At 73.4% G+C, this 24,383-nt stretch carries 27 protein-coding genes and 2 tRNA genes; 15 read left to right on the forward strand and 14 right to left on the reverse strand.

Features of this window, described 5'->3' with window-relative positions:
- The first annotated feature begins 29 nt into the window (after nucleotides 1–29).
- From LQ327_RS32290 to LQ327_RS32310, 5 genes are read left to right on the forward strand one after another with little or no spacing between them, the layout of a single operon-like run.
- Nucleotides 30–389, forward strand: coding sequence for a hypothetical protein (locus LQ327_RS32290; protein WP_230740639.1), 360 nt, complete (start codon nucleotides 30–32; stop codon nucleotides 387–389).
- Between the two features lie 3 nt (nucleotides 390–392).
- Entirely contained in the window at nucleotides 393–1,901 is a 1,509-nt protein-coding gene (locus LQ327_RS32295) for an FtsK/SpoIIIE domain-containing protein (RefSeq protein WP_230740640.1), read from the forward strand.
- Nucleotides 1,898–2,098, forward strand: a complete 201-nt coding sequence (locus tag LQ327_RS32300) for a hypothetical protein (RefSeq protein ID WP_230740641.1) — start codon at nucleotides 1,898–1,900, stop codon at nucleotides 2,096–2,098. Before LQ327_RS32295 ends, LQ327_RS32300 begins: the two co-directional genes overlap by 4 nt.
- Nucleotides 2,099–2,110: 12 nt before the next feature.
- Nucleotides 2,111–2,293 (forward strand): helix-turn-helix domain-containing protein, encoded by a 183-nt coding sequence (locus LQ327_RS32305; RefSeq protein WP_230740644.1) that lies wholly within the window; start codon nucleotides 2,111–2,113, stop codon nucleotides 2,291–2,293.
- Nucleotides 2,293–3,531, forward strand: coding sequence for a tyrosine-type recombinase/integrase (locus tag LQ327_RS32310; protein WP_230740646.1), 1,239 nt, complete (start codon nucleotides 2,293–2,295; stop codon nucleotides 3,529–3,531). The genes LQ327_RS32305 and LQ327_RS32310 overlap by 1 nt, the downstream gene beginning before the upstream one ends.
- 87 nt (nucleotides 3,532–3,618) lie before the next feature.
- Here LQ327_RS32310 and LQ327_RS32315 read toward each other — a convergent pair.
- Nucleotides 3,619–3,695: transfer RNA gene (locus LQ327_RS32315), tRNA-Pro, on the reverse strand.
- 529 nt (nucleotides 3,696–4,224) lie between these two features.
- Between LQ327_RS32315 and LQ327_RS32320 the strand changes: the two genes are divergently transcribed.
- Together LQ327_RS32320 and LQ327_RS32325 are read left to right on the forward strand one after the other, a co-directional pair.
- A tRNA-Gly gene (locus LQ327_RS32320) sits at nucleotides 4,225–4,298 on the forward strand.
- A 327-nt stretch (nucleotides 4,299–4,625) separates the two neighbouring features.
- Entirely contained in the window at nucleotides 4,626–5,312 is a 687-nt protein-coding gene (locus LQ327_RS32325; protein ID WP_230740648.1) for an alpha/beta fold hydrolase, read from the forward strand.
- Nucleotides 5,313–5,321: 9 nt separating this feature from the next.
- Here LQ327_RS32325 and LQ327_RS32330 read toward each other — a convergent pair whose 3' ends face one another.
- Entirely contained in the window at nucleotides 5,322–6,845 is a 1,524-nt protein-coding gene (locus tag LQ327_RS32330) for an FAD-dependent monooxygenase (RefSeq protein WP_230740650.1), read from the reverse strand.
- Between the two features lie 71 nt (nucleotides 6,846–6,916).
- On the opposite strand from LQ327_RS32330, the gene LQ327_RS32335 reads away from it, so the two are divergent.
- Nucleotides 6,917–7,510 carry a TetR/AcrR family transcriptional regulator gene (locus tag LQ327_RS32335; protein WP_230740652.1) on the forward strand — a complete coding sequence of 198 codons (594 nt, stop codon included), beginning with the start codon at nucleotides 6,917–6,919 and terminating at the stop codon, nucleotides 7,508–7,510.
- Nucleotides 7,511–7,575: 65 nt separating this feature from the next.
- The gene (locus LQ327_RS32340) at nucleotides 7,576–8,058 is read left to right on the forward strand and encodes a DinB family protein (protein WP_230740654.1); all 483 of its coding nucleotides are present in this window, start codon (nucleotides 7,576–7,578) and stop codon (nucleotides 8,056–8,058) included.
- Here LQ327_RS32340 and LQ327_RS32345 read toward each other — a convergent pair.
- From LQ327_RS32345 to LQ327_RS32355, 3 genes are read right to left on the reverse strand one after another with little or no spacing between them, the layout of a single operon-like run.
- A complete protein-coding gene (locus LQ327_RS32345) occupies nucleotides 7,955–9,013 on the reverse strand; it encodes an alpha/beta hydrolase (RefSeq protein ID WP_230740656.1) in 1,059 nt (352 codons plus the stop codon). The genes LQ327_RS32340 and LQ327_RS32345 overlap by 104 nt on opposite strands.
- A gap of 18 nt (nucleotides 9,014–9,031) precedes the next feature.
- Nucleotides 9,032–9,511: an SRPBCC family protein gene (locus LQ327_RS32350; RefSeq protein ID WP_230740658.1), complete on the reverse strand. Its 480-nt coding sequence runs from the start codon at nucleotides 9,509–9,511 to the stop codon at nucleotides 9,032–9,034.
- Nucleotides 9,508–9,909, reverse strand: a complete 402-nt coding sequence (locus tag LQ327_RS32355; RefSeq protein WP_230740728.1) for an ArsR/SmtB family transcription factor — start codon at nucleotides 9,907–9,909, stop codon at nucleotides 9,508–9,510. The genes LQ327_RS32350 and LQ327_RS32355 overlap by 4 nt, the downstream gene beginning before the upstream one ends.
- Nucleotides 9,910–10,271: 362 nt before the next feature.
- On the opposite strand from LQ327_RS32355, the gene LQ327_RS32360 reads away from it, so the two are divergent.
- Together LQ327_RS32360 and LQ327_RS32365 are read left to right on the forward strand one after the other, a co-directional pair.
- Nucleotides 10,272–10,544 carry a hypothetical protein gene (locus LQ327_RS32360; RefSeq protein ID WP_230740660.1) on the forward strand — a complete coding sequence of 91 codons (273 nt, stop codon included), beginning with the start codon at nucleotides 10,272–10,274 and terminating at the stop codon, nucleotides 10,542–10,544.
- Nucleotides 10,545–10,748: 204 nt separating this feature from the next.
- The gene (locus tag LQ327_RS32365) at nucleotides 10,749–11,387 is read left to right on the forward strand and encodes a TetR/AcrR family transcriptional regulator (protein WP_230740661.1); all 639 of its coding nucleotides are present in this window, start codon (nucleotides 10,749–10,751) and stop codon (nucleotides 11,385–11,387) included.
- On the opposite strand, the gene LQ327_RS32370 is transcribed toward LQ327_RS32365, so the two are convergent.
- From LQ327_RS32370 to LQ327_RS32390, 5 genes are all read right to left on the reverse strand, one after another.
- Nucleotides 11,344–12,810 (reverse strand): uracil-xanthine permease family protein, encoded by a 1,467-nt coding sequence (locus LQ327_RS32370; RefSeq protein WP_230740663.1) that lies wholly within the window; start codon nucleotides 12,808–12,810, stop codon nucleotides 11,344–11,346. The genes LQ327_RS32365 and LQ327_RS32370 overlap by 44 nt on opposite strands.
- Nucleotides 12,811–13,581, reverse strand: coding sequence for a TetR/AcrR family transcriptional regulator (locus tag LQ327_RS32375; protein ID WP_230740665.1), 771 nt, complete (start codon nucleotides 13,579–13,581; stop codon nucleotides 12,811–12,813).
- A 55-nt stretch (nucleotides 13,582–13,636) separates the two neighbouring features.
- Complete coding sequence (locus LQ327_RS32380) at nucleotides 13,637–13,828, reverse strand: ferredoxin (protein WP_230740667.1); 192 nt, start codon at nucleotides 13,826–13,828, stop codon at nucleotides 13,637–13,639.
- A gap of 43 nt (nucleotides 13,829–13,871) precedes the next feature.
- Nucleotides 13,872–15,068, reverse strand: coding sequence for a cytochrome P450 (locus LQ327_RS32385; protein WP_230740669.1), 1,197 nt, complete (start codon nucleotides 15,066–15,068; stop codon nucleotides 13,872–13,874).
- A gap of 81 nt (nucleotides 15,069–15,149) precedes the next feature.
- Nucleotides 15,150–16,043, reverse strand: coding sequence for a LysR family transcriptional regulator (locus tag LQ327_RS32390; protein ID WP_230740672.1), 894 nt, complete (start codon nucleotides 16,041–16,043; stop codon nucleotides 15,150–15,152).
- Nucleotides 16,044–16,353: 310 nt separating this feature from the next.
- On the opposite strand from LQ327_RS32390, the gene solA reads away from it, so the two are divergent.
- Both solA and LQ327_RS32400 read left to right on the forward strand, forming a co-directional pair.
- Nucleotides 16,354–17,550, forward strand: coding sequence for an N-methyl-L-tryptophan oxidase (gene solA / locus LQ327_RS32395; protein WP_230740674.1), 1,197 nt, complete (start codon nucleotides 16,354–16,356; stop codon nucleotides 17,548–17,550).
- Nucleotides 17,543–18,754 (forward strand): aromatic ring-hydroxylating oxygenase subunit alpha, encoded by a 1,212-nt coding sequence (locus tag LQ327_RS32400; protein ID WP_230740676.1) that lies wholly within the window; start codon nucleotides 17,543–17,545, stop codon nucleotides 18,752–18,754. The genes solA and LQ327_RS32400 overlap by 8 nt, the downstream gene beginning before the upstream one ends.
- 10 nt (nucleotides 18,755–18,764) lie before the next feature.
- Here LQ327_RS32400 and LQ327_RS32405 read toward each other — a convergent pair whose 3' ends face one another.
- Nucleotides 18,765–19,484: a PIG-L deacetylase family protein gene (locus LQ327_RS32405; RefSeq protein ID WP_230740678.1), complete on the reverse strand. Its 720-nt coding sequence runs from the start codon at nucleotides 19,482–19,484 to the stop codon at nucleotides 18,765–18,767.
- Between the two features lie 127 nt (nucleotides 19,485–19,611).
- Here LQ327_RS32405 and LQ327_RS32410 point away from each other — a divergent pair, with 127 nt between their 5' ends.
- A complete protein-coding gene (locus LQ327_RS32410; protein WP_230740679.1) occupies nucleotides 19,612–20,559 on the forward strand; it encodes an SGNH/GDSL hydrolase family protein in 948 nt (315 codons plus the stop codon).
- 139 nt (nucleotides 20,560–20,698) lie between these two features.
- A complete protein-coding gene (locus LQ327_RS32415) occupies nucleotides 20,699–22,384 on the forward strand; it encodes an APC family permease (RefSeq protein ID WP_230740681.1) in 1,686 nt (561 codons plus the stop codon).
- Here the strand turns inward: LQ327_RS32415 and LQ327_RS32420 are convergent.
- The 3 genes from LQ327_RS32420 to LQ327_RS32430 are packed head-to-tail and all read right to left on the reverse strand — an operon-like array spanning nucleotide 22,381 to nucleotide 24,365.
- On the reverse strand, nucleotides 22,381–22,761 hold the full coding sequence (locus LQ327_RS32420) for an MmcQ/YjbR family DNA-binding protein (RefSeq protein WP_230740683.1): 381 nt from the start codon (nucleotides 22,759–22,761) through the stop codon (nucleotides 22,381–22,383). The genes LQ327_RS32415 and LQ327_RS32420 overlap by 4 nt on opposite strands.
- Nucleotides 22,762–22,769: 8 nt before the next feature.
- The gene (locus LQ327_RS32425) at nucleotides 22,770–22,928 is read right to left on the reverse strand and encodes a hypothetical protein (protein ID WP_230740685.1); all 159 of its coding nucleotides are present in this window, start codon (nucleotides 22,926–22,928) and stop codon (nucleotides 22,770–22,772) included.
- A 39-nt stretch (nucleotides 22,929–22,967) separates the two neighbouring features.
- A complete protein-coding gene (locus tag LQ327_RS32430) occupies nucleotides 22,968–24,365 on the reverse strand; it encodes a hypothetical protein (RefSeq protein WP_230740687.1) in 1,398 nt (465 codons plus the stop codon).
- Between the last annotated feature and the right edge of the window lie 18 nt (nucleotides 24,366–24,383).

A 24,383-nucleotide genomic window follows, 5' to 3' on the forward strand; every position in this document is an offset into this window, starting at 1 on the left:
GCGTCCCGCTCAGGCTCGGGGTGGGCCTGATGACCGCCATCTTCACCGACCCCCGCCCCGGCTCCTGGGGCCGTTCGGGTGTCAAGCGCGGCTTGACAGTCGCGCCGTCCACGCGGGTGGTCGAGAACGACGAGTTCGGCGCGTTCGCCCGCCGCATCCTCGCCGCCCACGGCCGCCGCGTCGCGAGCGGCGACATCGAGGGCCTGCGTGACCTCGACGCCCTGGGCCGGGCCTGGGAGCGGGCCATGCACGCCGCGGTCGAGGGGCTGCGCGCCGAGGGCTTCTCGTGGGCCGAGATCGGCGACCGGCTCGGCATCAGCCGCCAGGCGACCCACCAGCGCTGGGGCTCGCCCGGCGTCCCCCATCAGCCACACCAAGAAACGGATTGAGTCATGCGAGAGACATGGACCGCGCGAATGTGGCGCGGACAGACCATCCGCACCCGCTCCGACGTGGTGCGCACCGAACACATCCCGTACCGCCCCGCCCCGCTGACCTACAGCCTGGCCGCGCTGCGCTGGTCGCTGTGGACCGTCGGCATGCTCGCCTGGGGCGCGATCTATATCCCCGCCGCCGGAGCCGCCCTGGCCCTACTGGTCCTCGGTGGGCTGCTGGCCGGGAGCTGGGGGCTGGTGGCGGCCGCGGTGCTCGCGTCGCTCGCCGGGCGGCTGTGGGCCCGGTTCTGGCCGGTGCACTGGCAGCGCTGGGGCATCGGGCGGGCGCACCGATTCTGGCGGCGGCTGCGCTACCGGTGGTCCTGGGACGACGTCCTGGCCGCCTCGGGGGTCAAGGCCACCGACGCCCGCCACAACATCTCCGTGCCCCGCCTGCTCTGGGTCAGCCTCGGCGAGCACGCTGACGCCCTGCATGTCCAACTCTGCGCCGGGATCACCCCCGCCACCCTCGCCGCCCAGACCGACGCGCTCGCCTCCGAGTGGTGCGCCCTCGAGGTCCGCGTCCAGGCCCACCCGTGGCGACCCGGCTGGGTGCTGCTGCGCGTGGTCTACCGCGACGTCCTCGCCGACGACCCGGCCGCCACCGCCGGCCCGACCGACTTCCGGTGGCTCGATGTCGGGCGCTGCGAGGACGGCCGACGCTGGTGGCTGCGCCTGATGGGGACTCACATTCTGATCGCCGGGTTAACCGGCGCCGGGAAGTCCGGGCTGGTCGCCGGGATCGTCAAGGGGCTGTGCCCGGCGATCGCCGACGGGCGGGTCCGGCTGATCGGGATCGACCCCAAGGGCGGCATGGAGTACCGCATGTACTCCGAGCTGTTCTACATGCTCGCCTACGGCACCGACGACGCCCTGGTCGCCGCCCTCGAAGCCGCCGCCGACCTCATGGCCGAACGGGCCAACCAGTTCGGCGGCCGCATCCGCAAACTGCTGCGACCCACCACCACGTGGCCGCTCTACGTGCTCCTGGTCGACGAGATCGCCGCCCTGACCTCGTTCATCGCCAACCGCGAACTCAAGGAACGCGCCTCCGCCGCGCTGAACCGGATGCTCACCCAGGGCCGCGCCCCCGGAGTGGTCGTCGTCGGGTGCATCCAGGACCCCCGCAAGGAAGTCCTCCCGATGCGCGACCGGTTCGGCTACCGCGTCGGGCTGCGCCAGGACTCCCCCGACGAGGTCCGCATGACCCTCTCCGAAACCGCCTACGACCGCGGCGCCCGCTGCGACCTGATCCCCGAGGACTGCCCCGGCATCGGCTACGTCATCGACGACGACGGCGCCCGCCGCGAACCCGTGAAGGTCCGCGCCGACTGGGTCCCCGACGCCGAACTCATCTGGCTCGCCGCCCAGTACCCCGCCCCCACCCAGGTCGACGTCCCGCCTCTGGCGGCTAAGAACCGCACCCCGGTCCGCGCGACCCGCGAGGACAAGGGGAGGGCGGCGTGATCCCCGCGATCATCATCGTCGTCCTGCTCACGGTGATCGCGATGAAGTTCCGCGCCGTCGGCGCCGTCCTCGTGCTCGGCGTCATCACCGTCGTCCTGCTCGGCGTCGAAGCCCCCAGCTTCATCGCCGGAGTCGGGCACTTCATCGCCGCCGTCATCGGCGGAATCGGCACCGGCCTCGCGCAGGCCAACACGTGAGAAGGAGCGATCATGGAACCACTGCTGTTGACCCCTGAGGAAGCCGCCGAGGTCCTGCGGATTGGGCGGGCCAAGGTGTACGACCTGATCCGCAGCGACGAGCTGCGCTCGATCAAGATCGGCGGATCGCGCCGAGTGCCGTGCTCGGCTCTGGAGGAGTACGTCAGCGCCCTTCTCGACAGGGCGCCCGCGTGATGTCCGGGCAGCGCCGCCGGTCGAACGGCGAAGGGACGATCTTCCAGCGCTCGTCGGACGGCCTGTGGGTGGGCTCGGCCTACGTCCACACCAGCACCGGCGAGATCAAGCGCAGGCGCGTGTACGGCAACACCGAGCTGGCCGCACGCGAGAAGCTGCGCAAGCTCCAGGCCGACGACGGGGCCGGCCTCCCGGCACCGGACAAGACCTACACCGTGGGCGAGTACCTGGACGTGTGGCTCGCGCGAGTCAAGGAGGAGAAGCGGGCCACGACCTATCGGGGCTACGAGAGCGCGGTCCGGTTGCACATCAAGCCGCTGCTCGGGCGCAAGCGTCTTGACCGACTCACTGGCGCGGACGTCCGCCAGTTCCTCGCCCGGTTCCGCGCGAAGTGCCTGTGCTGCGCGAACGGGTGGGACAAGCATCGGCCGGCCAAAGATCAGTGCTGCTCGGCGAAGCGCTGTTGCGGGCGGCACCCGACCACGCGGCAGGTCCAGTACGTCCACGCGGTGCTGCGCAACGCGCTCTCGAACGCGATCCGAGACGAACTGATCATGCGCAACGTCGCCAAGCTCGTTGTAGTCCCGACACCGAAGTACAAGCGCGGCAAGGGCCTCACGGTCCCTGAGGTCCGCACGCTGCTCAAGGAGGCCAAGGCCTCCCGACTGCACGCGCTCTACGTCGTGGCCGCGACTCTGGGCCTGCGTCGCGGGGAGCTGCTCGGGCTGCGCTGGTCCGACATCGACGTCGAGGCCCGCACCGTCGACATCGCCCAGACCGTGCAGCGGGTCGGCGGCGAGCTGCTGATCGGCGCGGTCAAGACCGACGCCTCGGAGGCTCCGCTACCGCTGCCGAAGATGACGATGCGGGCACTGCTCGCCCACCGGGACCGCCAGACCGTCGAGCGCGAGAAGGCCCGCGAGTGCTGGCAGGACCACGACTTGGTGTTCTGCACCCAGATCGGCACGCCCATCGAGCCGCGCGCGGTGAACCGCGACTGGGACAAGCTCCGAGCACGCACAGGGTTCCCGACGCTGCGATTGCACGACCTGCGCCACACGGTCGTGAGCCTGCTCCTGGCGCTCGGGGTGCCGCCCCATGTCGTGCAGGCCATCGCCCGGCACGCGGACGCGGAGATCACTCTCGCGATCTACGCGCACACCAACCTCGACCAGATGCGGGAGGCCGTCGACCTCATCGACTGGGACGACGACGAGACCTCGGAGGAGATGCCGTGAAGCTCCGTTGGTGCAGTAGTAGGTGCAGTACGGGGGTCTACGCCTCTGCCGGCGTCGCCCCCGCACGGCATCTGTGCAGGTCGTGCGTGGTCGGGGTGGCGGGATTCGAACCCACGGCCCCTCGCTCCCAAAGCGAGTGCGCTACCAAGCTGCGCCACACCCCGTTGACCTCAAGTGTAGGGGCGCCCGCTCAGGAGGTTCGCAGCCTGGCTCCGACACCGCCGCGGCACTCGCGCCGCGGGGGGTCGGAATGCGATGGCTGGATGTCGACGGGCATGCGGACGGCGTCGTCCGCACCCGTCCGACGCGTCAGTCCAGACCGCGGACGATGTGGTCCTCGTCAGTGTCGACCGTCATGTCGCGCTCCGTGTCCATCCTGGGCTCCCTTCCGGCTGGTGCTCTGGCCCGATTTCCATCCTCGACGCCTCGGCGGCCCTACCGTGAAGTACCTGGTGAGGGTCACAGATCGAGTTCCCGGGGAACCTTCGGCGGTCGTGGATCGTGCTTGTGTACCTGTTCACAAGGCGTTGGTGAAGCACTAAACCGTGACAGAGCGTCTACTGAACGATCCAGTAGCCGCGCGACGCAACCTCGAGGCACGCCACGAACGGACCAGTACCGCGGAGGGAACGCCCGGAATCACGCCGTCTCCGAGCGATCGGATACGGTGGAGCCGGCCCGGAGACGGGCCGCGCGGGCGTAGCTCAATGGTAGAGCCCCAGTCTTCCAAACTGGCTACGCGGGTTCGATTCCCGTCGCCCGCTCCACGTCGTCGCCGCAGGTCAGCGGCCTGACGACCGCCCTGGGCGCACCGTGACGCAGTCGTCGGACGACGACGACACGGCCGCCTCCTCGTCCCCGCGAGCGACCCGTCGGCCGTGCCCCCTACCGCGACGGCTGAACCGCGCGTCGCCCCCCAGGTCTTCGACCTGTCCGAACAACGATGGCACTATCCATATTACGTCGAGCTCTCGTCCCCCCGAGAGTCTCGACCAGGTCCCGCTGCCCCTGCCCCCTGTGGGCAGCGGGACCGCCCATGGCCGTGGGCGATTCGGTCGATTGCTCCTGATGGTGACCTGCATCACCATTCGGCGATGACTCACTATGTGCTCGTTCCGGGCGGATTCATCGACGGCCGGTACTGGGACGGCGTCGCCCAGCGACTCGAGAAGGCCGGTCATCACGTCGACGTCGTCGACCAGCTCCCGAGCGCGGGATTCGACCCGTCCGCCCTCGGCGACCTGACGACGGACGCGGCGGCCGTGAGACGACGCGTCGAGGACGCCGGCGAGCCGGTCGTGCTCGTCGGACACTCCTACGGCGGGATGGTCATCACCGAGCTCGCCGACCACCCGGACATCGCCCACAGCGTCTATCTGGCGGCGGCGTGGCCGGCGCGCGGACAGTCGATGTTCGACCTGTTCGGAGGCGGTCCACCGCCGGCGTGGATCGCAGCCCAGCCCGACGGGACGCTGCGGGCCACCGACGACCTGCAGCTGCTCCGGGACGGACTCTGCGCCGACGTCGAGCGGGAGCAGGCCGAGGCCGAGCTACAGCGGATGCTGCCGCAGTCGCTGACCAGCGCCAGCACGCCCAGCTCGGCCCCGGCCCGGGCGCACCCGACCACCTACATCGTCTGCGAGCAGGACATGACGCTGCGGCCCGCGGCCCAGGAGCAGATGGCCGCCGCGGCCGACCGCGTCGAACGGCTGCCGTCGTCCCACCAGCCGATGCTGTCGATGCCGGACGAGCTGGCGGCGATCCTCGCTCGCGTGTCCTGACCCGCGCGGTCAGCCCGCCCCGAACCACCGGGGCAGGGCCGCCTTCAGGCCGTCGGCGTCCCCGCCCGCCCAGGCCACGTAGCCGTCGGGCCGGACGAGCAAGGCAGCAGCCGGGGCGCCCGACGACGTGGCGCGCACGTGGTCCACGCGGTCGCTCCAGGGCTCGGCGATCGCGGCGAGGTACGGCCCGCCCGTGAGGTCGAGCAGCAGGGGGCGGGCGCCGCGCAGCAGTTCGGCGAGGCGCCGCGACCCGCCGTCGTCGGTGGTCAGCTCGAGGGGCGGGACGAACCAGCCGGTCGGCGCCGCGGGGTCCTCCTCGCCCATGTCGTAGCGGACGTCTGCGCCGGCCATCATCGCGGCGACCGACGCGAGGTTCTCGATGCGCTCGAGGAACTCCCCGACGAACCGGCGCAGCGCGGTGACGTCGCCGCCGGGGGCCATCAGGGCGGTCTCGGCCTGGGTCCACACGCCCTCGCGCTCGCCGACCGCGTGGCGCTCGGTCCCGTAGCTGTCCAGCAGCCCGTCCGGCGCCCATCCCTGCAACGTCGCGGCGAGCTTCCAGGCCAGGTTCGCCGCGTCCTGCAGCGCCTGGTTGAGGGTCGGTCCGTTGCTGACGTGGGCGGCGTCGCCGGCGAGGAGGATGCGGCCCTCGCGGTAGCGCTCGGCGAGCCGGGTGTTCCGGCCGCACAGGCGCCGGAGCAGGGTCGGCGCGCCCTCGGGCGGCGGGGTCAGCGGCAGCCGCACTCCGAGGATGCGCTCGACGCTGTCCTCCATCTCGGCCAACGTCATCGGAGCGCCGGGACCCGGGGAGTTGCCCGCCGGCCGCTCCTCCCACTCGGTGGTGTGCACCAGCGGGCGCTCCGGATCGTGCGGGAGCACGGTGAAGACCCCCCGCTCGGTGCGGTGGAACTGCGCCCGGATCTCACCGAGCCCCTCGACGGCGAGGCGTCCGCCGGGGGCGAGGGGCACGCTCGGTCCGACGAGGGCCGAGCGGTCGACCACGCCGTCCTCGCGGGTGCCGGGGAAGTCGATCCCGGCCTGCTTGCGGACCAGGCTGTGCCCGCCGTCGCACCCGACGAGGTAGCGGGTCGCCAACGTCGTCTCGACCCCGTCGGGATCGCGGGCGACGACCTCGATCCCACCCTCGATCTCACCGAAGGACAGCACCTCCCACCCCCGCCGGACGTCCGCGCCGAGCTCGGCCGCGCGCTCGGCGAGCACCCGCTCGAGCTCGCGCTGCGGGACCGGCAGGAGGTACATCGGGTTGCCGGCGCCGAGGCGGTGCAGCGGCAGCCGCATCCCGCCGAAGAAGAACCCGGGGGCGGGCTCCGGCGCTCCCCCGCCGCCGCACCGTTCGACGAGCCCGCGGTGGTCCAGCAGCTGCACGACCTGCCCGGCGAGCCCGTGCGCCTTGTCGGACGGGTCCGGGTCCGACCGTCGCTCGAGCACCACCGGCCGGGCTCCCGCGAGGCGGAGCTCGCCGGCGAGGAACAGGCCGACCGGCCCCCCGCCGACGATGACGACGTCGAGCATGTCCACCCCTCGGAGATACGCAGCTGTATCTAACTGGTCGTGACGCTAGGCCGCCGAGATAAGGTACGCAAGTGAATCCAAAACCCGGCGGCTCCCGGCGTCGCGGCCCGGAACTGGAGGCCGCGATCCTCGACGCGGCCTGGGCGGTGCTCCTGGAGTACGGGTATCCCGGCTTCACCTACGAGGCGGTCGCCGCCCGCGCGGGAACGAGCCGCCCCGTGCTCTACCGGCGCTGGCCGCGACACCAGGACCTGCTGCTCGCCACCCTCACGCGGGTGTGGTCGTCACAGCCGATCACGGTGCCCGACACCGGCAGCCTGCGCGACGACGCGATCGGCTTCCTGCGCAATGCCGACGCCGGCCGGGCGCGCACGTTGACGCTGTTCAGCGTGCAGATCCTCGACTACTTCTCCGACACCGGCACCAGCTTCGCCGACCTGCGCGAGTCGCTGCACCGGCCGGACGACATCCCGCCCTTCGAGCAGATCGTCGCCCGCGCGGTCGAGCGCGGCGAGCTTCCCGACGTGGCCCGACCGCCCCGGGTGGTGTCGCTGCCGATCGACCTGCTGCGCCACGAGGTGTTCATGACGATGCGCCCGGTGCCGGACCCCGCGATCGCCGAGATCGTCGACGACGTGTGGCTCCCGCTGCTCGGGACGTCCTGACGACGGCGTCGGTGGCGGCTGGGAAGGTCATCGCCATACCGTCCCTCGAACGCCTCGTGCCCCCGATGAACGCCGACGAGCACGCCACGCTGGCGGGCTGGCTCGACTTCTACCGGGCCACGTTGGCCGGGAAGTGCGAGGGCCTCGACGACGCCGCGGCCCGCGCCGCGTCCGTCGCACCGTCGGAGCTGACCCTGCTCGGTCTCGTCCAGCACCTCGCGGAGGTGGAACGGAACTGGTTCCGACGGGTCCTGGCCGGCGAGGACGCCCCGCCGATCCACGACTCGCCGTCGGCCACCGCGGGTCACGACGGCGGGTTCGACCTCGCCGCCGACGCGTCCCTCGCCGGCGCGCTGGCGCAATGGACCGGGGAGGTCGACGCCGCCCGGGCGAACTGCGTCGACCGCGAGCTCGACGGCACCAGCCCCCTCGGGGACGGGGAGGTCACGCTGCGGTGGATCTACGCGCACATGATCGGTGAGTACGCGCGCCACACCGGGCACGCCGACCTGCTCCGCGAGCGGATCGACGGCACGACCGGCGTCTGACGCCCGGGTCAGGTCCGCTGGACGCCCGTCGCACGGCGTGGTTCATGAGGTCGTGGGCCGTCCGCGTGGCGTCGGCGTCGGGGGCGATCGCGTCGAACCCGTGCGGCAGGCCGGGCAGCACGTGCAGCTCGGTCGGCACCCCGGCCCGGACGAGCCGCCAGGAGTAGTGGATCGCCTCGTCGCGCAGCGGGTCGTTCTGCCCGACGAGGACGAGCGCGGGGCAGAGCCCGGTGAGGTCCTCGGTGCGATTGGGGACGATGTACGGCGCCGGCGGCTCGGACGGCACGAGGTTGCGCATCACCTGCTGGATGACCGGCTCGGGGATCACCGGCAGGTCGGTCCGGCGGGAGACGTGCTCGGGCAGCCGCCGGTCGTCGGTGTTCGGGTACAGCGCGAGCTGCAGCATCGGGGCGAACTCGCCGCGGTCCCGGACGAGCTGCGCCAGCGCGAGCGTCAGCATCCCGCCGCCGGACGAGCCGGTGAGCACGATCCGGCGGGGATCGACGTCGTAGTCCTCGGCGTGGGTGGCCACGTGGCGCAGCGCCGAGTAGGCGTCGTCGAGGATCACCGCGGGCGCGTGCTCCGGCGCCATCCGGTAGTCGACGCTGACGCCCACCGCCCCGCACGCCCGGGTCAGCTCCACGCAGCGCCGGTGCTCGGTGTTGAGGTGTCCGAACGACAGCCCGCCGCCGTGGAACAGCACGTAGGCGGGCCGCCGCGGGTCGGGGTGCTCCGGGCGGTAGACGCGCACCGGGACGTCGTGGTCGCCCGCGGTGTTCGGGATCGTCGCGGCGCTCCAGGTGACCCCGGGCTCGGGCGCGGGGTCCGGCCCGGGGTCACGCAGCGCGGCGAGGAGCGCGGGGTCGGTCACGTCCCCGCGCCCTCCGCCGGCCGCTGCGACGTACGCCTCGAGGTGGGGTCGGACGTCGGGTTCCCAGAAGTCGCGGTCCAGCACGGGACCGAACCCTAGGCGTCAGCCGGCGAGCACCTCGTCGAGACGCTCGTAGCCCTCCACGACACCCTCCTCCATGCCGCTCCCGATCATCGCGTCGCGCGCCTCGAAGGACTCGCCGAGCGAGAAGGCCTCGAGCCGGGTCCGGCCGCCGGGGAGCTCGGTCAGCGTCATCGTCTCGATCGCGACGCCGTCCGGGAAGCCCTCGTAGGTGAAGGTCTGGACGATCCGCTCGTTCTCGCGGAGCTCGTGGAACGACCCGAAGAAGTGGTGCTCGGTGCCGTCCTCCCCGGCGTGGGTGTAGCGGTAGCCGCCGCCGGTCTTCGCGTCCCAGCGCTGGATCGTCATCGTCAGCCGGCGCGGGCCGAGCCAGCGCACGACGAGGTCGGGGTCCAGGTGTGCGCGGTAGACGGCGGCGGGCGGCGCGTCGAACTCCCGGGTGATCCGGATGGCGGGGACGGTCGGGTCGGCGGTGATGGTGGTGGCGAGCGTGGTGTTCACGGGTCACTCCTCGGGTCGGGCGTGCTGGTGTCGGTCGAGCTGGTGCCGGGCGTGCTGGTGCCGGGCGTGCTCGTGTCGGGCGCGGCCATCTCGGCGAGGACGGTGTCGAGGCGCTGGTAGCGCAGCTCGGCCCGGCGGCGGTAGTGGTCGATCCAGCCGGTGAGCAGGTCGAACACGTCGACCTCGAGGTGCGCCCAGCGTTGCTGGCCGTCCCGGCGGCGGCTGATCAGGCCCGCCGCCTCGAGCACGCCGAGGTGCTTCGAGACGGCCTGGAGGCTCACGTCGTAGGGCTGCGCGAGCTCCGTCACGGTCGCGTCGTCCGCGGTGAGGCGGGCGACGATGTCGCGCCGGATCGGGTCGGCGAGGGCGGCGAAGGCCCGGGAGAGCGAGTCCTCCACGGTCTTCACCGCCTTCGTATTCAACGTTCCGGTTGAGTACGAACTTAGGACCACGGAGAAGCCGATGTCAACGATCAACACCGCGAGGTGGAGGGATCACGAACTGTTACACGTTCGGGGAAGTATCACCCGAAGAGAGCAGGCGTCACCCGATCGAGCGGGTGCAGCGGCCGCTTGCGGCGTCCGGGCGGGCCAGACGGCCGTCGGAATGAGGCCGAACGGTTCAGTGAGGGTCCGTTCAGTGAACGGACCCGAGATGAGAGGCGTTCTCAGGTTCCCGTGAGAATTCCGCTCGTCCAGCACAACGACGCCCGGGGCGTGAGGGAACGGACGCCTCCGGGCCACGACAGAAGGAGCACTGGATGAGCATGTCCACCACCCGTCGTCTGGCCGCCGCGACGATGCTCGCGGGTGTCGGCACGGTGGCGATGGCCGGCGCGGCCAACGCCACCGAGTCGCAGTCGCACGGCACGGAGCACGCCTCGTCGCACCACAAGGGTCTGGTCAGCGGCGTGGTCGGAGCCGCGGGCGAGCTCGGGCAGGGCGTCGGCGGTCTCGTCGGCGGCGTCGGCGGTGCCGTGCACGGCATCCTCGACAGCGACACCGTCGGCAGCATCGCCCGCGGGCTGCTCTGACGACGGTCCACGACGCGCCGGTGGGACGGGGAGCCCCGCTCGGCGCGTGACGGTGCGACGCACGACCGTCGGGGGCGTGGTCGCGCCGAGGGAGCGGCGCGGGTGGGTGATGCTGGAACCATCACCCACCCGCGTCGTCATCCTCCCCGACGACGACGGCCCCGTGTATGAGGTCATCCTGGCGTCCGTCGGGACAATGGGCGCATGTCCAGCGCAGCTCCGGAGGGCGAGCCACCTCGACGCGCCGGCTCGCGGGCGGCCGCGAAGGCCCGCACCCACGAGAACCTCCTCGACGCCGGTCTCGCGGTGTTCGCCGATCGCGGCTACGGGGCCGCCTCGGTCGAGGAGATCGCGCGGCGGGCCGGCGTCTCGGTCGGCTCGGTGTACGCGCACTTCAGCAGCAAGGAGAAGCTCTTCCTCGCCCTCATCGAGCGCCGCGCCGACCGCGAGTTCGCCGCCGCCGAGACCGAACTGGCCGACGGGTTCGACGCGGTCCTGCCCGCGCTGGACCGGCGCCTGCGCGAGGAGGCGGACTCCGACCACCTCGCGATGCTCGGTGCCGAGGCCTGGCTCTACGCGGTGCGCTCGACCGAGTTCGGCGAGGGACTGGCGGCGCACCAGGCGCGGGTCCAGCAGGTCGTGGCCGGGCTGGTCGCCACCGAGCGCGAGCGCCGCGGGGTGGCGTGGTCGCTCGACGACTCCGAGGTGGCCGCCGTCGTCGACGCCCTCTACCGGGGCCTCGTGCAACAGCGCCGACTGCGGCCGGAGAGCGTGGCCGACGACCTGTTCGGCCGGACCCTCACCGCTCTGCTGCGGGGCCTGGAGGTTCCTCCTCCAGGCTGAGGTCGTCACGGGTGACGGCGGGCGTCGGGTCGGCGGCGCCCGGTTCCGCGGAGCCGGGCTGAGCGCGGTCCGGCGCGATCCGGCGCAGCAGGTGGTACCCGGCGACCACGACGACGGTGCCCAGCGCGATCCCGCCGAGCTCTCCCCCGGAGAACTTGAACGCCACGTCGCCGACCCCGATGACGATGCCCGCGGCGAGCGGGACGAGCACCTCGGGGCGGGAGAAGTCGACGCGGTTCTCCACCCAGATCCGGGCGCCGAGCAGGCCGATCATCCCGTAGAGCACGACGGTGATCCCGCCCAGCACCCCGCCCGGGGTCGCCGCGACGACCGCGCCGAACTTGGGGCAGAACCCGATGAGCACGGCCACCAGCGCCGCGACCCAGTAGGCCGCCGTCGAGTACACGCGGGTGGCGGTCATGACGCCGATGTTCTCGGCGTACGTCGTCGTCGGGGACCCGCCGACCCCGCCGGCGACGGCGGTGGCGATGCCGTCGGCGGCCAGCGCCCGCCCGAGGTACGGGTCGAGGTCCTCCCGGGTCATCGAGGCGACGGCCTTCACGTGGCCGGTGTTCTCGGCGATGAGCGCGACGACCACCGGGACGATGATGATGATCGCGGAGGCGCTGAACACCGGCAGGTGCAGGCCGGGTGCGCTCGGCGTCCCGAACGGCAGGCCGACCCAGGACGCGTCGGAGACCGCGGAGAGATCGAGACGCGGGTGGGTGGACACCACGCCGGAGGCGTTGGGCGCGGTGATCGGCCCGATCGTCGCGTCCAGCACCGCCGAGAGCACGTAGCCGACGACCAGCCCGACCAGCACCGCGAGCCGCCCGAGCATCCCGCGGCCGGCCACGGAGACCACCATCACGACGAGCATCGTCAGCAGCGCGACGCCCTGGTCCTGTGGCCAGTAGGTCCCGGCCACGACGGGCGCCAGGTTCAGGCCGATGAGCAGTACGACGGCGCCGGTGACCGCCGGCGGCAGGATCGCCGAGATCGCCCGTGCCCCGCCGAGGTGCACCACGAGCCCGATCAGCGCGAGCACCACCCCGGTGACCGCGATCGCGCCGGTGACCTCCGCGCTCGTCCCGCCGTCGGCCCGGACCGCGGCGACCACGCCGACGAACGAGGCGCTCGTCCCGAGGTAGCTGGGCACGCGGCCGCGGGTCATCAGCAGGAACAGCATCGTCGCGAGCCCGGAGAGCAGGATCGCGAGGTTCGGGTCGAGCCCCATCAGGACGGGGAAGACGAACGTGGCCCCGAACATCGCGAGGACGTGCTGCATCCCGAGCCCGACGGTCCGGCCCCAGCTCATCCGCTCCTCGGGCCGCACGACCTCGCCCGGCCCCGGGGCACGGCCGTCGCCGCGGAGGGTCCAGCGCAGCGGGTGCGGCTTCGACGGGGGCGCCGAGGTGGCCACTCAGGTCTCCGCGGGGTCGAATCGGGTGCTGTCGGCCGGGGCGGTTCCGGTCGGAGGTGTTCCGGTCGGGGATGTTCCGGTCGGGGTGGTTCCCGGCGCGGCACTTCCCGACGCGTCCGCGGCGCAGCCGGCCGCGAGCCGTTCGGCGACCTCACCGCGGGGCGGTGGGTCGAGCGCGGGCAGGGGGGTGCGCCGGCGCTCGGCCGCGAGGGCGTCCAGGACGAGCGCGAGGTACCGGTTCCAGCGGTCCGGCCGGACCTCCTCGCCGAACGGCGCCGCCGTGGCCACGACCATCACCGCCGCGGCGGGGACGTCCCGTGCCTCGGCGTCGTCGCGCAGGACGCCGGCCGCGCGGGCGCGCGTGACGAGGTCCTGCAGCGGGCCGATGAAGCGCAGCGCGACCTCGGTGGTGAAGGCACCCGAGTCCTTCGCGGCGCGCAGGATGCCGCGCCGGTGCAACAGGGCCCGGGCGATCTCCTCGACCACCCGGGCGACCGCGCCCCACGGGTCCTCGTCGGTGGCCGCCCCGACCAGCAGCGGCTCGACGGCCTCCTCGAAGTACTCCGCGAACACCGCGGCGACGAGTTCCTCGCGCCCGGCGAAGCGGCGGTAGAGCGTGGAGGGGCCGACTCCGGCACGCCGGGCGACCTCCTCCAGCGGCACGTCGGGACCGACCTGCTCGAAGGCCTCGCGCGCCGCAGCCACGATCGCGTGGTGGTTGCGCAGCGCGTCTGCACGCAGCGGCCGCGACGAAAGGCCGGACCCGGTCACGGACGGCGACGCTAGCAGCGTCGGGCCCGCGACCGGGCGTTTCCCGACACGGACCTCACTCCTCCAGCGACAGCGCACCCGACGGGCACGACCCGACGGCGTTGCGCGCGGCGTCCGCGTCCTTGCCCTCGGGGCTCTCCTCGAGGACGACGACGATCGCGTCGTCGTCCTGGTCGAAGACGTTCTCGGCGGCGAGCACGCAGTTGCCCGCGCCGATGCAGACGTCCCGATCGGCCTTGATCTTCATTCGTGGGGTCCTCTCCGGTGGTGGTCGGTTGGACGGGTCGATCTCACCAGGTGACCGGCAGGCTCCGCAGGCCGTACACCACGCTGGCCGACCGGAAGTCCACGTCGGAGAACGGGATCGCCGGGGCCAGCGTCGGGAACCGCCGGAGCAGGGCCGGGAACGCGGTGGCCATCTCCATGCGCGCGAGTGGCGCGCCGAGGCAGTGGTGCACGCCGTGCCCGAAGGCGACGTGGTGACTCGCGGCCCGCCCGACGTCGAGCTGGTCGGGGTCCTCGACGAGGGCGCGGTCGCGGTCGGCGGCGGGAAGGGACACGACGAGGACGTCACCGGCCTCGATGTCCTGATCGCCGACCCGGGTGGCGGCCGTGGCGGTGCGCGGCACCCCGGTGTGCACGACCGACAGGAACCGCATCAGCTCCTCGACGGCGGGCGCGGCGGCGTTCGGGTCGTCGCGGACCAGCGCCGCCTGCTCCGGGTGACGGAGCAGCGCGAGCGTCCCGATCGCGAGCATGTTCGCCGTCGTCTCGTGACCGGCGATGAGCAGGAGCGACGCGACGCCGATGAGCTCGGTGCGGGTGAGGGTGTCGCCGTGCTCACGCACGAGCATCCCGAGCATGTCGTCGCCCGGAGCCGCGAAGGCGCGGTCGACCAGCTCGGCCATGTAGGCCCGTGACTGGGCCGCGACCATCCCCCGCTCCTCGAGCGGGCGGGTCAGGTCGAGCTGCTTCGCGGCGCGGCGGTGGAACTCCGCGCGGTCGGAGTACGGCACGCCGAGCAGCTCGCAGATGACCAGGCTGGGCACCGGGAGGGCGAAGTCCGGCACCAGGTCAGCGGGCGGGCCGGCCTGCTCCATCGCGTCGAGGTGGGAGTCGACGATCTCGGCGATGCGCGGCTGGAGCCGCCGGATGCGCTTGACGGTGAACTCGCCGGTGAGCAGGCGCCGCAGCCGGGTGTGCTCGGGCGGGTCGAGCATCAGCAGGTTGCCCGACCGCTGCTCCTCCGGCGTGGTGCCCGGCACCGGGATCACCGGCAGGCCGGCACTGGAGAACCGGGCGGCGTCACCGAGGACCTCGCGGGCGTCCTCGTAGCGGGTCACGAGCCAGGCCGGGCGCCCGATCGGGGTGGTGACCCGGGCCAGGCCGGGCTGCTCGCGGATCTCCCGCATCTCGGCCGGTGGGTCGAACCGCTCGCGCCGCATGTGCAGCGGCAGGGCAGGGGTCTCGGTGCTGGGGCTGGCCATGGGGGCTCCTCGTCGTCGGGAGGGAGAGGCCGACCACCTCGACCGTAGCACCGAAAACGGGAGCTTGCTGTCAGATATGGATCAGGGCGTTCGCGCGCACTCCAGGGCGGCGTCGACGAAGTGCGCCACCGCGGGCGAGCGGTCCGTGCGCCGCCACGCGACCTGCAGGGCGATCTGCGGGACGTCCCCCTCGAGCGGCAGGAACGCGACGCCCGGCGGGCGCAGGTTGGCGTAGTACGACGGCTGCAGGGACACCCCGAGCCCGGCCGCGACGAGACCGAGCTGGGTCTCGATGTCGGCGCCCTCCGCGACGATGCGCGGGCTGAACCCGTGGTCGAGGCAGTAGCTGGTGATGATGTCGAAGAACGCCCGCCCGAGCGGGCGCGGCCAGAGCACGAACGGCTCGTCGGCCAGGTCCTCGGGGACGATCGAGGCGCTGCCGGCGAGCGGGTGGTCCGACGGCACGGCGGCCAGGAGCGGTTCGGAGACCAGGTGCTCGATGGCCACCGTCTCGGTCGGGTCCGCGGCCCGGACGAGCCCGACGTCGAGGCTGCCGTCGGTCAGCGCGACCAGCTGCGCGGCGGTGTCCTGCTGGCTCACCTCGAGCTGCAGATCCGGGAAGTGCGCCCGTACCGAGCGCAGGATCCGCGGCGTGATCGAGGCGAGCGCGGTCCCCACCGACCCGACGTTGAGGAGCCCGACCGCCCCGTTCGCCGCCTGCGTCACGAGCGACTGCGCCCGCTCGGCCTCATAGAGCACGCGCGGCGCCGCGTCGAGCAGGACGCGCCCGGCGGGGGTGAGCTCGGTCGCGCGGCTGGACCGGTCGAACAGCGCCGCGCCGAGCGTCCGCTCCAGCGCGCGGATCTGCTGGGACAGTGCCGGCTGGCTGACGTGCAGCCGGCGGGCCGCGCGGCTGAAGTGAAGCTCGGCGGCCACGGCGAGGAACGTCCGCAGCTGCCGTAGCTCGAGATCCATGCCCACGATCGTGCCCCTCCGGGGCGAGGAGTGACGCCGATGACGCGCGAGCAGCACCGGACCGTGACCGACGGGTGCAGCTCGTGCGCGGTGACCACCTCGCCGCGCTGCGCGATCCGGCGTTCACGAGGGCGCCGGTGGACCACGTCGGTGATCAGGCGGAGTAGGTCGGCCGGTCGCCGGCCACTGATAAGCCTCGCCTTCTGACAGCAGTGCGAGCGCCGATCACGGATCCGCACCACGACGCCCCCTCCCCGACCACTGTGAAGGGCACCGGAAGAGACCCCGATCAGGGAGCACGTCCGCTCACATGAATCGCGAACACCGTCACGTCGTCGTCGGGTGCGGCGGCCTCGGTTCCGCCGCCCTCTACTGGCTCGCCCGCGCGGCCGGCAGCAAGGACGGGGCCGTGCTCGGGCTCGAGGCCCACCACCTCGGCCACGACCGCGGCGCCAGCCAGGACCACAGCAGGATCATCCGCCACGCCCAGCACCAGGACGCCTACGCCGCCCTCGCGCCGGCCGCCTACGACACCTGGCACGACGTCGAGCGCGTGTCCGGGCAGCAGCTGGTCACCGAGACCGGCGGCCTGGTCATCGAGGACGTCGACGCCCGCGCGGCGACCGACACCGGCACGCGGAACATGGACGGGTACCGCGCGGTCGCCGCGCGCCACGGCACCGAGCTCGAGGAGCTGGACGCGAAGGGCGTCACGGCGCGCTGGCCACAGTTCCGGCTCGGCGGCAGCGAGCAGGCGCTCTACCAGCGGAAATCCGGGATCGTCGACGCCCGCCGCGCGAACGCCACCCACATCGCGCTCGCCCGCGGCCACGGCGCCCACGTCGAGGAGGACACCCCGGTCCGCGCGCTGCACCCCACCCGCGACCACGTCGAGGTCGTCACCGACGACGAGGTCTACCGGGCCGAGCACGTCGTCGTCACCGCCGACGCGCGCACCAACGAGATCCTCACCGGCGTCGGGCGCGAGCTCCCGCTGACGGTGCTGCAGGAGCAGGTCACCTACTACGCCACCCCGAACCTGCTCGACTTCTCCCCCGAGAACTTCCCGGTCTTCATGTGGCACGGCGCCGAGAACTTCTACGGCTTCCCGGTGTACGGCGAGGTCGCGACGAAGCTCGGCCAGCACATGGGCGGCCACGAGGTCACGGCCGACTCCCGCACGTTCGAGGCCGACCCGTTGCGCCGCAAGCGCCAGGAGGAGTTCCTCGCCGACCACGTGCCCGGCTTCGGCGGTCCGGAGCTGTACACCAAGACCTGCCTGTACACGATCCCGCCGGACCAGCACTTCATCATCGACACCGTCCCCGAGGCGCCGAACGTGCACGTGGCGGTCGGCGCGGGGCACGCGTTCAAGTTCGCGTCGCTGATCGGCCGCATCCTCGCCGAGCTCGCGACGGCGGGTCGCAGCAGGCACCCGATCGACACGTTCACGCTCGACCGGCCCGCCCTGCTCGACCCGCGCTTCGGCCGGCAGTTCCATGTCTGACCTGCACTGGACACTCCCCCAGCCCGCCTACACCGACCCCGACGTCTTCGCCGCCGACCTCGAGCACGTGTTCGTCCGACACTGGACGTTCGCCGGCCACTCCTGCGAGCTCGGCCCGGGCGACTGGTTCCGCGTCACGCTCGGACGCGACCAGGTGATCGTCGTCCGCGACCACGACGGCACCCTGCACGCCCACCACGACGTGTGCGCTCACCGCGGCTCGCGGGTCACCACCGCCGAGCGCGGGACCGCGAAGGCGTTCGTCTGCCCGTACCACCAGTGGGTCTACGGCCTCGACGGCTGTCTGCGCTCGGCGCGGCTCATGGGCGACGCCTTCTGGAATGAGGACAGCACGCCGATAGGGGGTGTGCGGCTCGCCCCGGCCGCGGTGCGGGAGGTCGCCGGGCTGGTGTTCGTCTGCCCCGCCGCGACGCCCGGCGAGGCCCCGGAGTTCGACGGGTTCGCCGCCGCCGCGACCCGCCACCTCGGCCCGCACGGGCTGGCGGACGCCCGCATCGTCGCCCGCGACCGCTACCGGGTGGCCGCGAACTGGAAGACGCTCGTCGAGAACAACCGCGAGTGCTACCACTGCCGCGGCAGCCACCCGGAGTTCTCGCTGTCGAACTTCGAGCACGGCACCCACGGCGACGTGCGTCCGAACCCGCGCTACGACGCCGCCGTCGCGCGGGCCCGTGCTCGCTGGGAGACCCGTGGCCTCGCGACCGACGAGGTCAGCTTCCCCGGCGGGTCCTGGTACCGGTTCACGCGGCTGCCGCTGCGCGAGGGGTTCACGACGGAGACCCTCGACGGCCGCCTCGTCGCACCCGTGATGGGCACGCTGCCCGACGAGGACGTGGGCTCGTTGCGGGTCGTCGGCCTGCCCAACCTGTGGGCGCACGCCAACGCCGACTACGCGATGACCACCCGGCTCACCCCGGTCGACGCCGGCACCACCGACGTCGAGGTGTGCTTCCTCGTCGATGCGCGGGCGGCTCTCGACGACCGCGACGTCGACGCGCTCACCGCGGTGTGGCGCGCGACCTCCGAACAGGACTGGGCGCTCTGCGAGGCCACCTACGCCGGGGTCGCGTCGCGCGGCTACCGGCCGGGCCCGCTGTCGCCCGTGGTCGAGGAGTCGGTGGCGTCGTTCCTCGACTGGTACCGCCGTCGGCTCCCGAGGACGACGACGGCCGCGGCCGGGTAGGCGGCGTTCATCAGAACAGCAGCTCGAACGCCACGCGCGGATGGTCGGTGTCGCCGACCATCCGCGCGACGACGTCGCGGGCCTGCTCGGCCACCGGCCGGTCGTCGAGGGCCTGGAGGTAGAGCCGGTGGCACGCCAGGGAGGCGACCGCCCGGTCCACCTGTCCGGTGACGTCGACGGCGTGGCCGGCCACCGGTGAGTGACCGACGACGACGTGGCGGGTCTCGTGCGGCTCGAGGTCCGCGAGCTCCGGGTGGATCCACCGGTTGCCCGCGTCACCGACGGCGTCGACGGTCGCCCGCCCGACGGCGCGGTGGTCCGCGGAGTTCCAGCCGGCCGGCGCCCCGTCCGGCCCCGGCCACCGCTCCGCGTGGTTCTGCGCGACCACCAGATCCGGGCGCACCTGCCGGATCACCCGGGCGACGTCGCGCCGCAGCGCCACCCCCTCCTCGACGACCCCGTCGCGATGGTCGAGGAAGCGGACGTCGTCGACCCCGACCGCCGCGGCGCTCGCGCGTTCCTCGGCCTCCCGCGCCGGTCCGGCCTGCTCGGGCGGCATCGTCGCGATCCCGGCCTCCCCGCGGGTGACCAGCAGGTACGTGACCCGCTTCCCCGCCGCCGTCCAGGCCGCGACGGCCGCGGACGCGCCGTACTCGAGGTCGTCGGGGTGGGCGACGACGGCGAGGGCGCTCGTCCAGTCGTCGGGCAGCGGCGGCGGTGCGAGGTCCATGACGGCGAGCCTGCACCCTCGACCATGGTCGAGGTCCAGCCGTCATCCGGTCGATGGACTGATCTTCTGCCACGGCCCGGAGCCGACAACACTCGAGTCCCCATCGAGCGATCGTCGAGGAGTGGTCGTGCGACCGAGTCGCCGTGTCCTGAGTGCCGCGCTGTGCCTGGCGGTCACCGCGCTCACCCTCACGACCACCACGGCCGCCCGCCCGGCGGACGCCTCACCACGCGCCGCGACCCCGGTGACCCTCGTGGCGCTGGGCGACTCCTGGGCGGCGGGCACGGCCGCGGGCGGCGCCCCGCTCGTGGACCCGGGCGGGACGGACGGGACGGCCTGCCGTCGCACCGTCGCGTCGTACCCGGCCCGCAGCGGGCCGCGCCTCGCACCGCAGGCGTGGACCAGCCGGGCGTGCGCGTCGACGTCCGGCGGACCGAACTCGCAGTTCACCGCGCTGAACTCCGCCGTCACCCGCGTGCTGATCACCGTGGGCGCCGACGCGACCGGTCTCGGCGCGCTCACCGCCGCCTGCGCGAGCGGCCGCACACCGGCCGAGTGCGACGCCGCGACCGCCCGGACCGACCGCGCGATCGACGCCATCCCGGCCGCGCTGGACTCGTCGTTCGCCGACATCCGGCGCCGCGCCCCCGCCGCGGCCCTCGTCCTGACGACCTATCCCCGGCCGACCGAGGGGCTGGCGTGTGCCGCCGGAGCCCGCGACCCGGCGACCGCGCACCGTCTCGACGCCACGGTGAGCCGGCTGGACGACGTCCTCACCGACCGCGCCCGGGCCGCGCGGGTGACCGTCGTCGACGTCCGCACCGGGTTCGTCGCCCACAGCGTCTGCGCACGGCAGCCCTGGATCACCCCCTTCACCGGGACCGACCCGCTGCGGACCGGGGCGCCGACCGCCGCCGGCCAGACGGTGATCGCCGACGCCGTCGACGCGACCGTCACCGCCCAACTGACCGCGGCCGCCGACCGGCCCCCGTCGACGACCCCGGCCCCGCCGCTGCTCGCGCCGCTGCTGCGGGGCGCCCCGGGCCGGCTGCTGGCGCCGCTCTTCCCGGCCTGATCCCAGGGATTCCCCGCCGCTTTTCCTGCTCGGCCGGGTCACGATGCGTCGTCGATCGGTGACCGTGAGGTGAACGGGGTCGCACGAGTGGGTAGTGCTCCCGTCGGAGCGCGACCGACACCGTGACGAGGTGACCCACATGACGGACACGAGCGCCGCCCCCTCCCCCGGCCCGGCGACCGAGGACCGGCGCCCGGACGCCGGACTGCACAAGGCCCTCGGTTTCTGGTCGCTGCTCGCCGCCGGGCTGGGCAGCGTCATCGGCTCGGGCTGGCTGTTCTCCTCGCTCTACGCCGCGCAGGACGCCGGGCCGGCCGCGCTGCTGGCGTGGGTCATCGGCGGCGCGCTGATGCTGCTCGTGGCGCTGGTGTTCGCCGAGCTGGGGATGGCGAAACCGGAGTCGGGCGGCCTCGTCCGGTACCCGCAGTACTCCCACGGCGGGCTCACCGCGGGCATCGTCGGGTGGGCGATGTGGATCAGCTACGTCGGCAACCCGCCCACCGAGGCCGCCGGCGTCGTGCAGTACGCGGCCGTGTACCTGCCCGGGGTCTACGACGGGAAGTCGCTGACCGGGCTCGGCATCGTCATCGCCGTCGTCCTCATGGCGGCCTTCGTCGCGCTGAACTGGTTCGGCGTCCTGCTCTTCGCGCGCTCCAACACCGTCGTCACCGCCATCAAGATCCTGATCCCGACGACGACGGTGGTGCTGCTGATCGCGTCCGGGTTCGACTCGGGGAACGTCACCGACCACGGCGGCGTCGCGCCCTACGGCTGGAGTGCGGCGCTCTCGACGATCGCGACCGCCGGGATGGTGTTCGCCTACACCGGCTTCCGCAACGTCGTCGAGCTCTCCGGCGAGGCGAAGGATCCGCGCCGTACGGTGCCCCGAGCGCTGATCACGACGATCGTCGTCACCATCGTGCTCTACCTCGGCCTGCAGCTGGCGTTCCTCGGCGCGGTGCCCGCCGGGATGCTCGGCGGCGGGTGGGACGGGGTCAACTTCGACTCCCCGTTCGCGAACCTCGCGATGATCCTCGGGCTCTCGTGGCTGTCCTGGACGCTCATCGCCGACTCGATGCTCTCGCCGTCGGGCTCCGGGATCGTCTACACGGCCGCGAACGCGCGCAACGTGTTCGGGCTGGCCAAGAACGGCTTCTTCCCCGGGTCGCTGACGACGCTCAACACGCGCGGCGTCCCGGCCCGGGCGCTGGTGCTCAACTTCGTCGTCGGCCTCGCCTACCTGCTGCCGCTCCCGAGCTGGCACTCGATCATCTCGGTGACCGGGTCGATCGCGGCGTTCACCTTCCAGATCGGTGCGGTGTCGCTGATCGCCTTCCGCGCCTCGGGCCTGACGCGCCACGACACCCGGCTGCGCGGCATGACGGTGATCGCGCCCGCGGCGTTCGTCGTGTCGTCGCTCGTGGTCTTCTGGACGTCCTGGTCGAAGCTCTGGATCGGCATGGTGATCATCGGGCTCGGGATCGTCTGGTACGCGGTGGTGTGGCTGCGCTCGGACCGGGCGGTCTCCGAGCTGGTCGGCGGGACGTGGCTCGTCGTCTACCTCGTCGGGCTGACGATCCTCTCGGCGCTCGGCAGCTTCGGCGGCGCGCACCTGATCGCCGCGCCGTGGGACTCGGTGGTCGTCGCGGCGTTCGCGCTCGCGACCTACATCTGGGGCGCCCGCAGCGGGACGGCGTACATGACGGCCCGACCCGAGATGGTCCGGCGGCTGCGGGCCGACGCCGACCTCGACCGCGGCGACGCACCGGAACCGGCGCGTCAGGCCCACTCGATGGTCAGCCGGGCGTTCCCGCGGGGGTCCTAGACGTCGAGGAGGCGCGCGAGGGTCTTCGGGGCGATGTGGCGGTAGGCGTCCGCGGCGATGCCCCGCAGTTCGATCTCGTCCAGCGCGTCCTCCCCGTCGAGATCCAGGCGCAGCCCCAGCCAGCCCCGGTGCCCGACGTAGGGCGGCACGAAGAACCGCGCGGGCTCCGCAGCGACCAGCTCGGCGGTCACCCCGGGTGGCGCCGCGGCCCAGATCGCGGTGTGCGGGTCGCCGTGGACGTGGTCGGCGAAGGACACGAACGTCTTCTTCCCACGCACGAACCAGGACGGCGCCCCGTGGCTCACCCGCTCGACGACCTCGGGCAGCACCAGGCACGCACCGCGCACAGCGGTGAGGATGCGCTCGACGTCGGACACGGCGGCTCTCAGATCAGCAGGGCCATGGCCAGCAGCGACAGCACGAACGCCACCAGGACCACGATCACGACGACGGGTGTGGCCCCGCGGGCCCACCACGGTCCGTGCCCGGGGACCGGGGGCGAGTCGAACGTCCGGTCCAGGATGCGTCGTTCCGGCTCGGTCATCGTCGCTCCCCCGCGCTGTCCGCTTCGCCCGGAACCAGGCTAACGGATCCGAGCGGCCGCCGTCGGGGCCGCGTGGCGGGGCGGGCGGGACGGGAGGCCGTCGGTCGTGCCCTTCTCCGTGGCCGCGACCAGCGCGTGCCGTCCGGTGTCGGTCGGCTTCGCGGCGCCGGGCCCGGGCTCGGCCGGCCGGCGATGGCTCGGTGCTGTCGTCCCGGGCGAGGACGGTGCCGCCCGCTCGTCGGCCGGCGCCCGCCCCGACGACCGCGCCTCGTCGCGGGACGGAGCGGTCGGCCGCGGGAGGGACACCGGCGGGAGGTCGGGGGTCGAGCGGTGCGACCCGGTCGCGGGGGCGTCCCCGAAGGTCATCCCGCTCGTCGTCCGGGCGGTTCGTTCACGGGGATCGCGGAGGTCGCGGGCCGGCGCGGCGCTCTCGGGCGCCGACCGTGGCCGGGGGACCTCGCGGTCGGCCGGGCGCGACGGCGTCCGCGACCGATCTGCTTGTCGTGCCTGTGCGGAGGCCCGGCCGGTCGGCATCGGGAGACCCGAGGGGGGACGTCGCCCCCCGGATCCGCGCTGCTGCGGGACCGCACCCGCCGGCGCCGCCGGAGCCCACGCGGTCGCCGGGGCCGACGGGCGCGGCGGGACGGACGGGCGTGGCGGCTCGGCCCCACCGCCCTCGGGGTGCAGCCGCCCGTCGCGCAGTGCCCGCGCCGGCCGGTGCGCCTCGACGTCCGCCGCCGCATCGGCCTCCGCCGCCGCCTTCGCCTCCGCCTTCGCCTCCGCCGCCGCCTTCGCCTCCGCCGCCGCCTTCGCCTCCTCGAGGGCCCGCAGCGCCCGGGTCGCGGTCTCCACCGAGGCCACCGCCCGCACCGCGTGCCGGTTGCGGGTCCCGCCGGTCGTGGCGGACTCGGCGACCGACCGTCGGGACTCCCGGGTCGTCGTCGGCGCCGCGGGTGCGGCAGCAGCCACGCTCATCACCGAGGTGACGACCGGGGTCGCCGCGGTCTGCACGGCGTCGGCGAGGTCGTCGGTCGGCTCGCCGGTGTCGACCTCGCGGATGTCGCCCTCGTCCCGGGCGTCTGATCCGGGATCGTGCGCAGCGTCGTCCCGGCGGCGCGGACGCGCGGGCCGGATCGGCACCGGGACGAACGGCACGGCATCGACGGGCACGGAGTCGACCGGCACCCGTCGTCGGGCAAGGCTCGCCCGCCGCGCGCGGGCGCGGGTCCCGACGGCCGAGCCGAGGAACGCGAGCCCGACCAGCGTCCAGAACCCGGCCACCGCGGGCTGGTACCAGGGCGTCGGCGAGGAGAGCAGCGCGAGCTGCACCCCGGCCGCCGCGAGCGAGACCACGCCGAGGAGGACCGCCGTCGCCGGGCGCGTGGTCAACTGCCAGCGGGGCCGGCCGGGACGCGACCGCATCATCACCGAGCGCACCAGACCCCTCCGATCACG

Origin of the sequence: Actinomycetospora endophytica, assembly GCF_021026375.1 — a bacterium.
GTDB classification, from domain to species: domain Bacteria; phylum Actinomycetota; class Actinomycetes; order Mycobacteriales; family Pseudonocardiaceae; genus Actinomycetospora; species Actinomycetospora endophytica.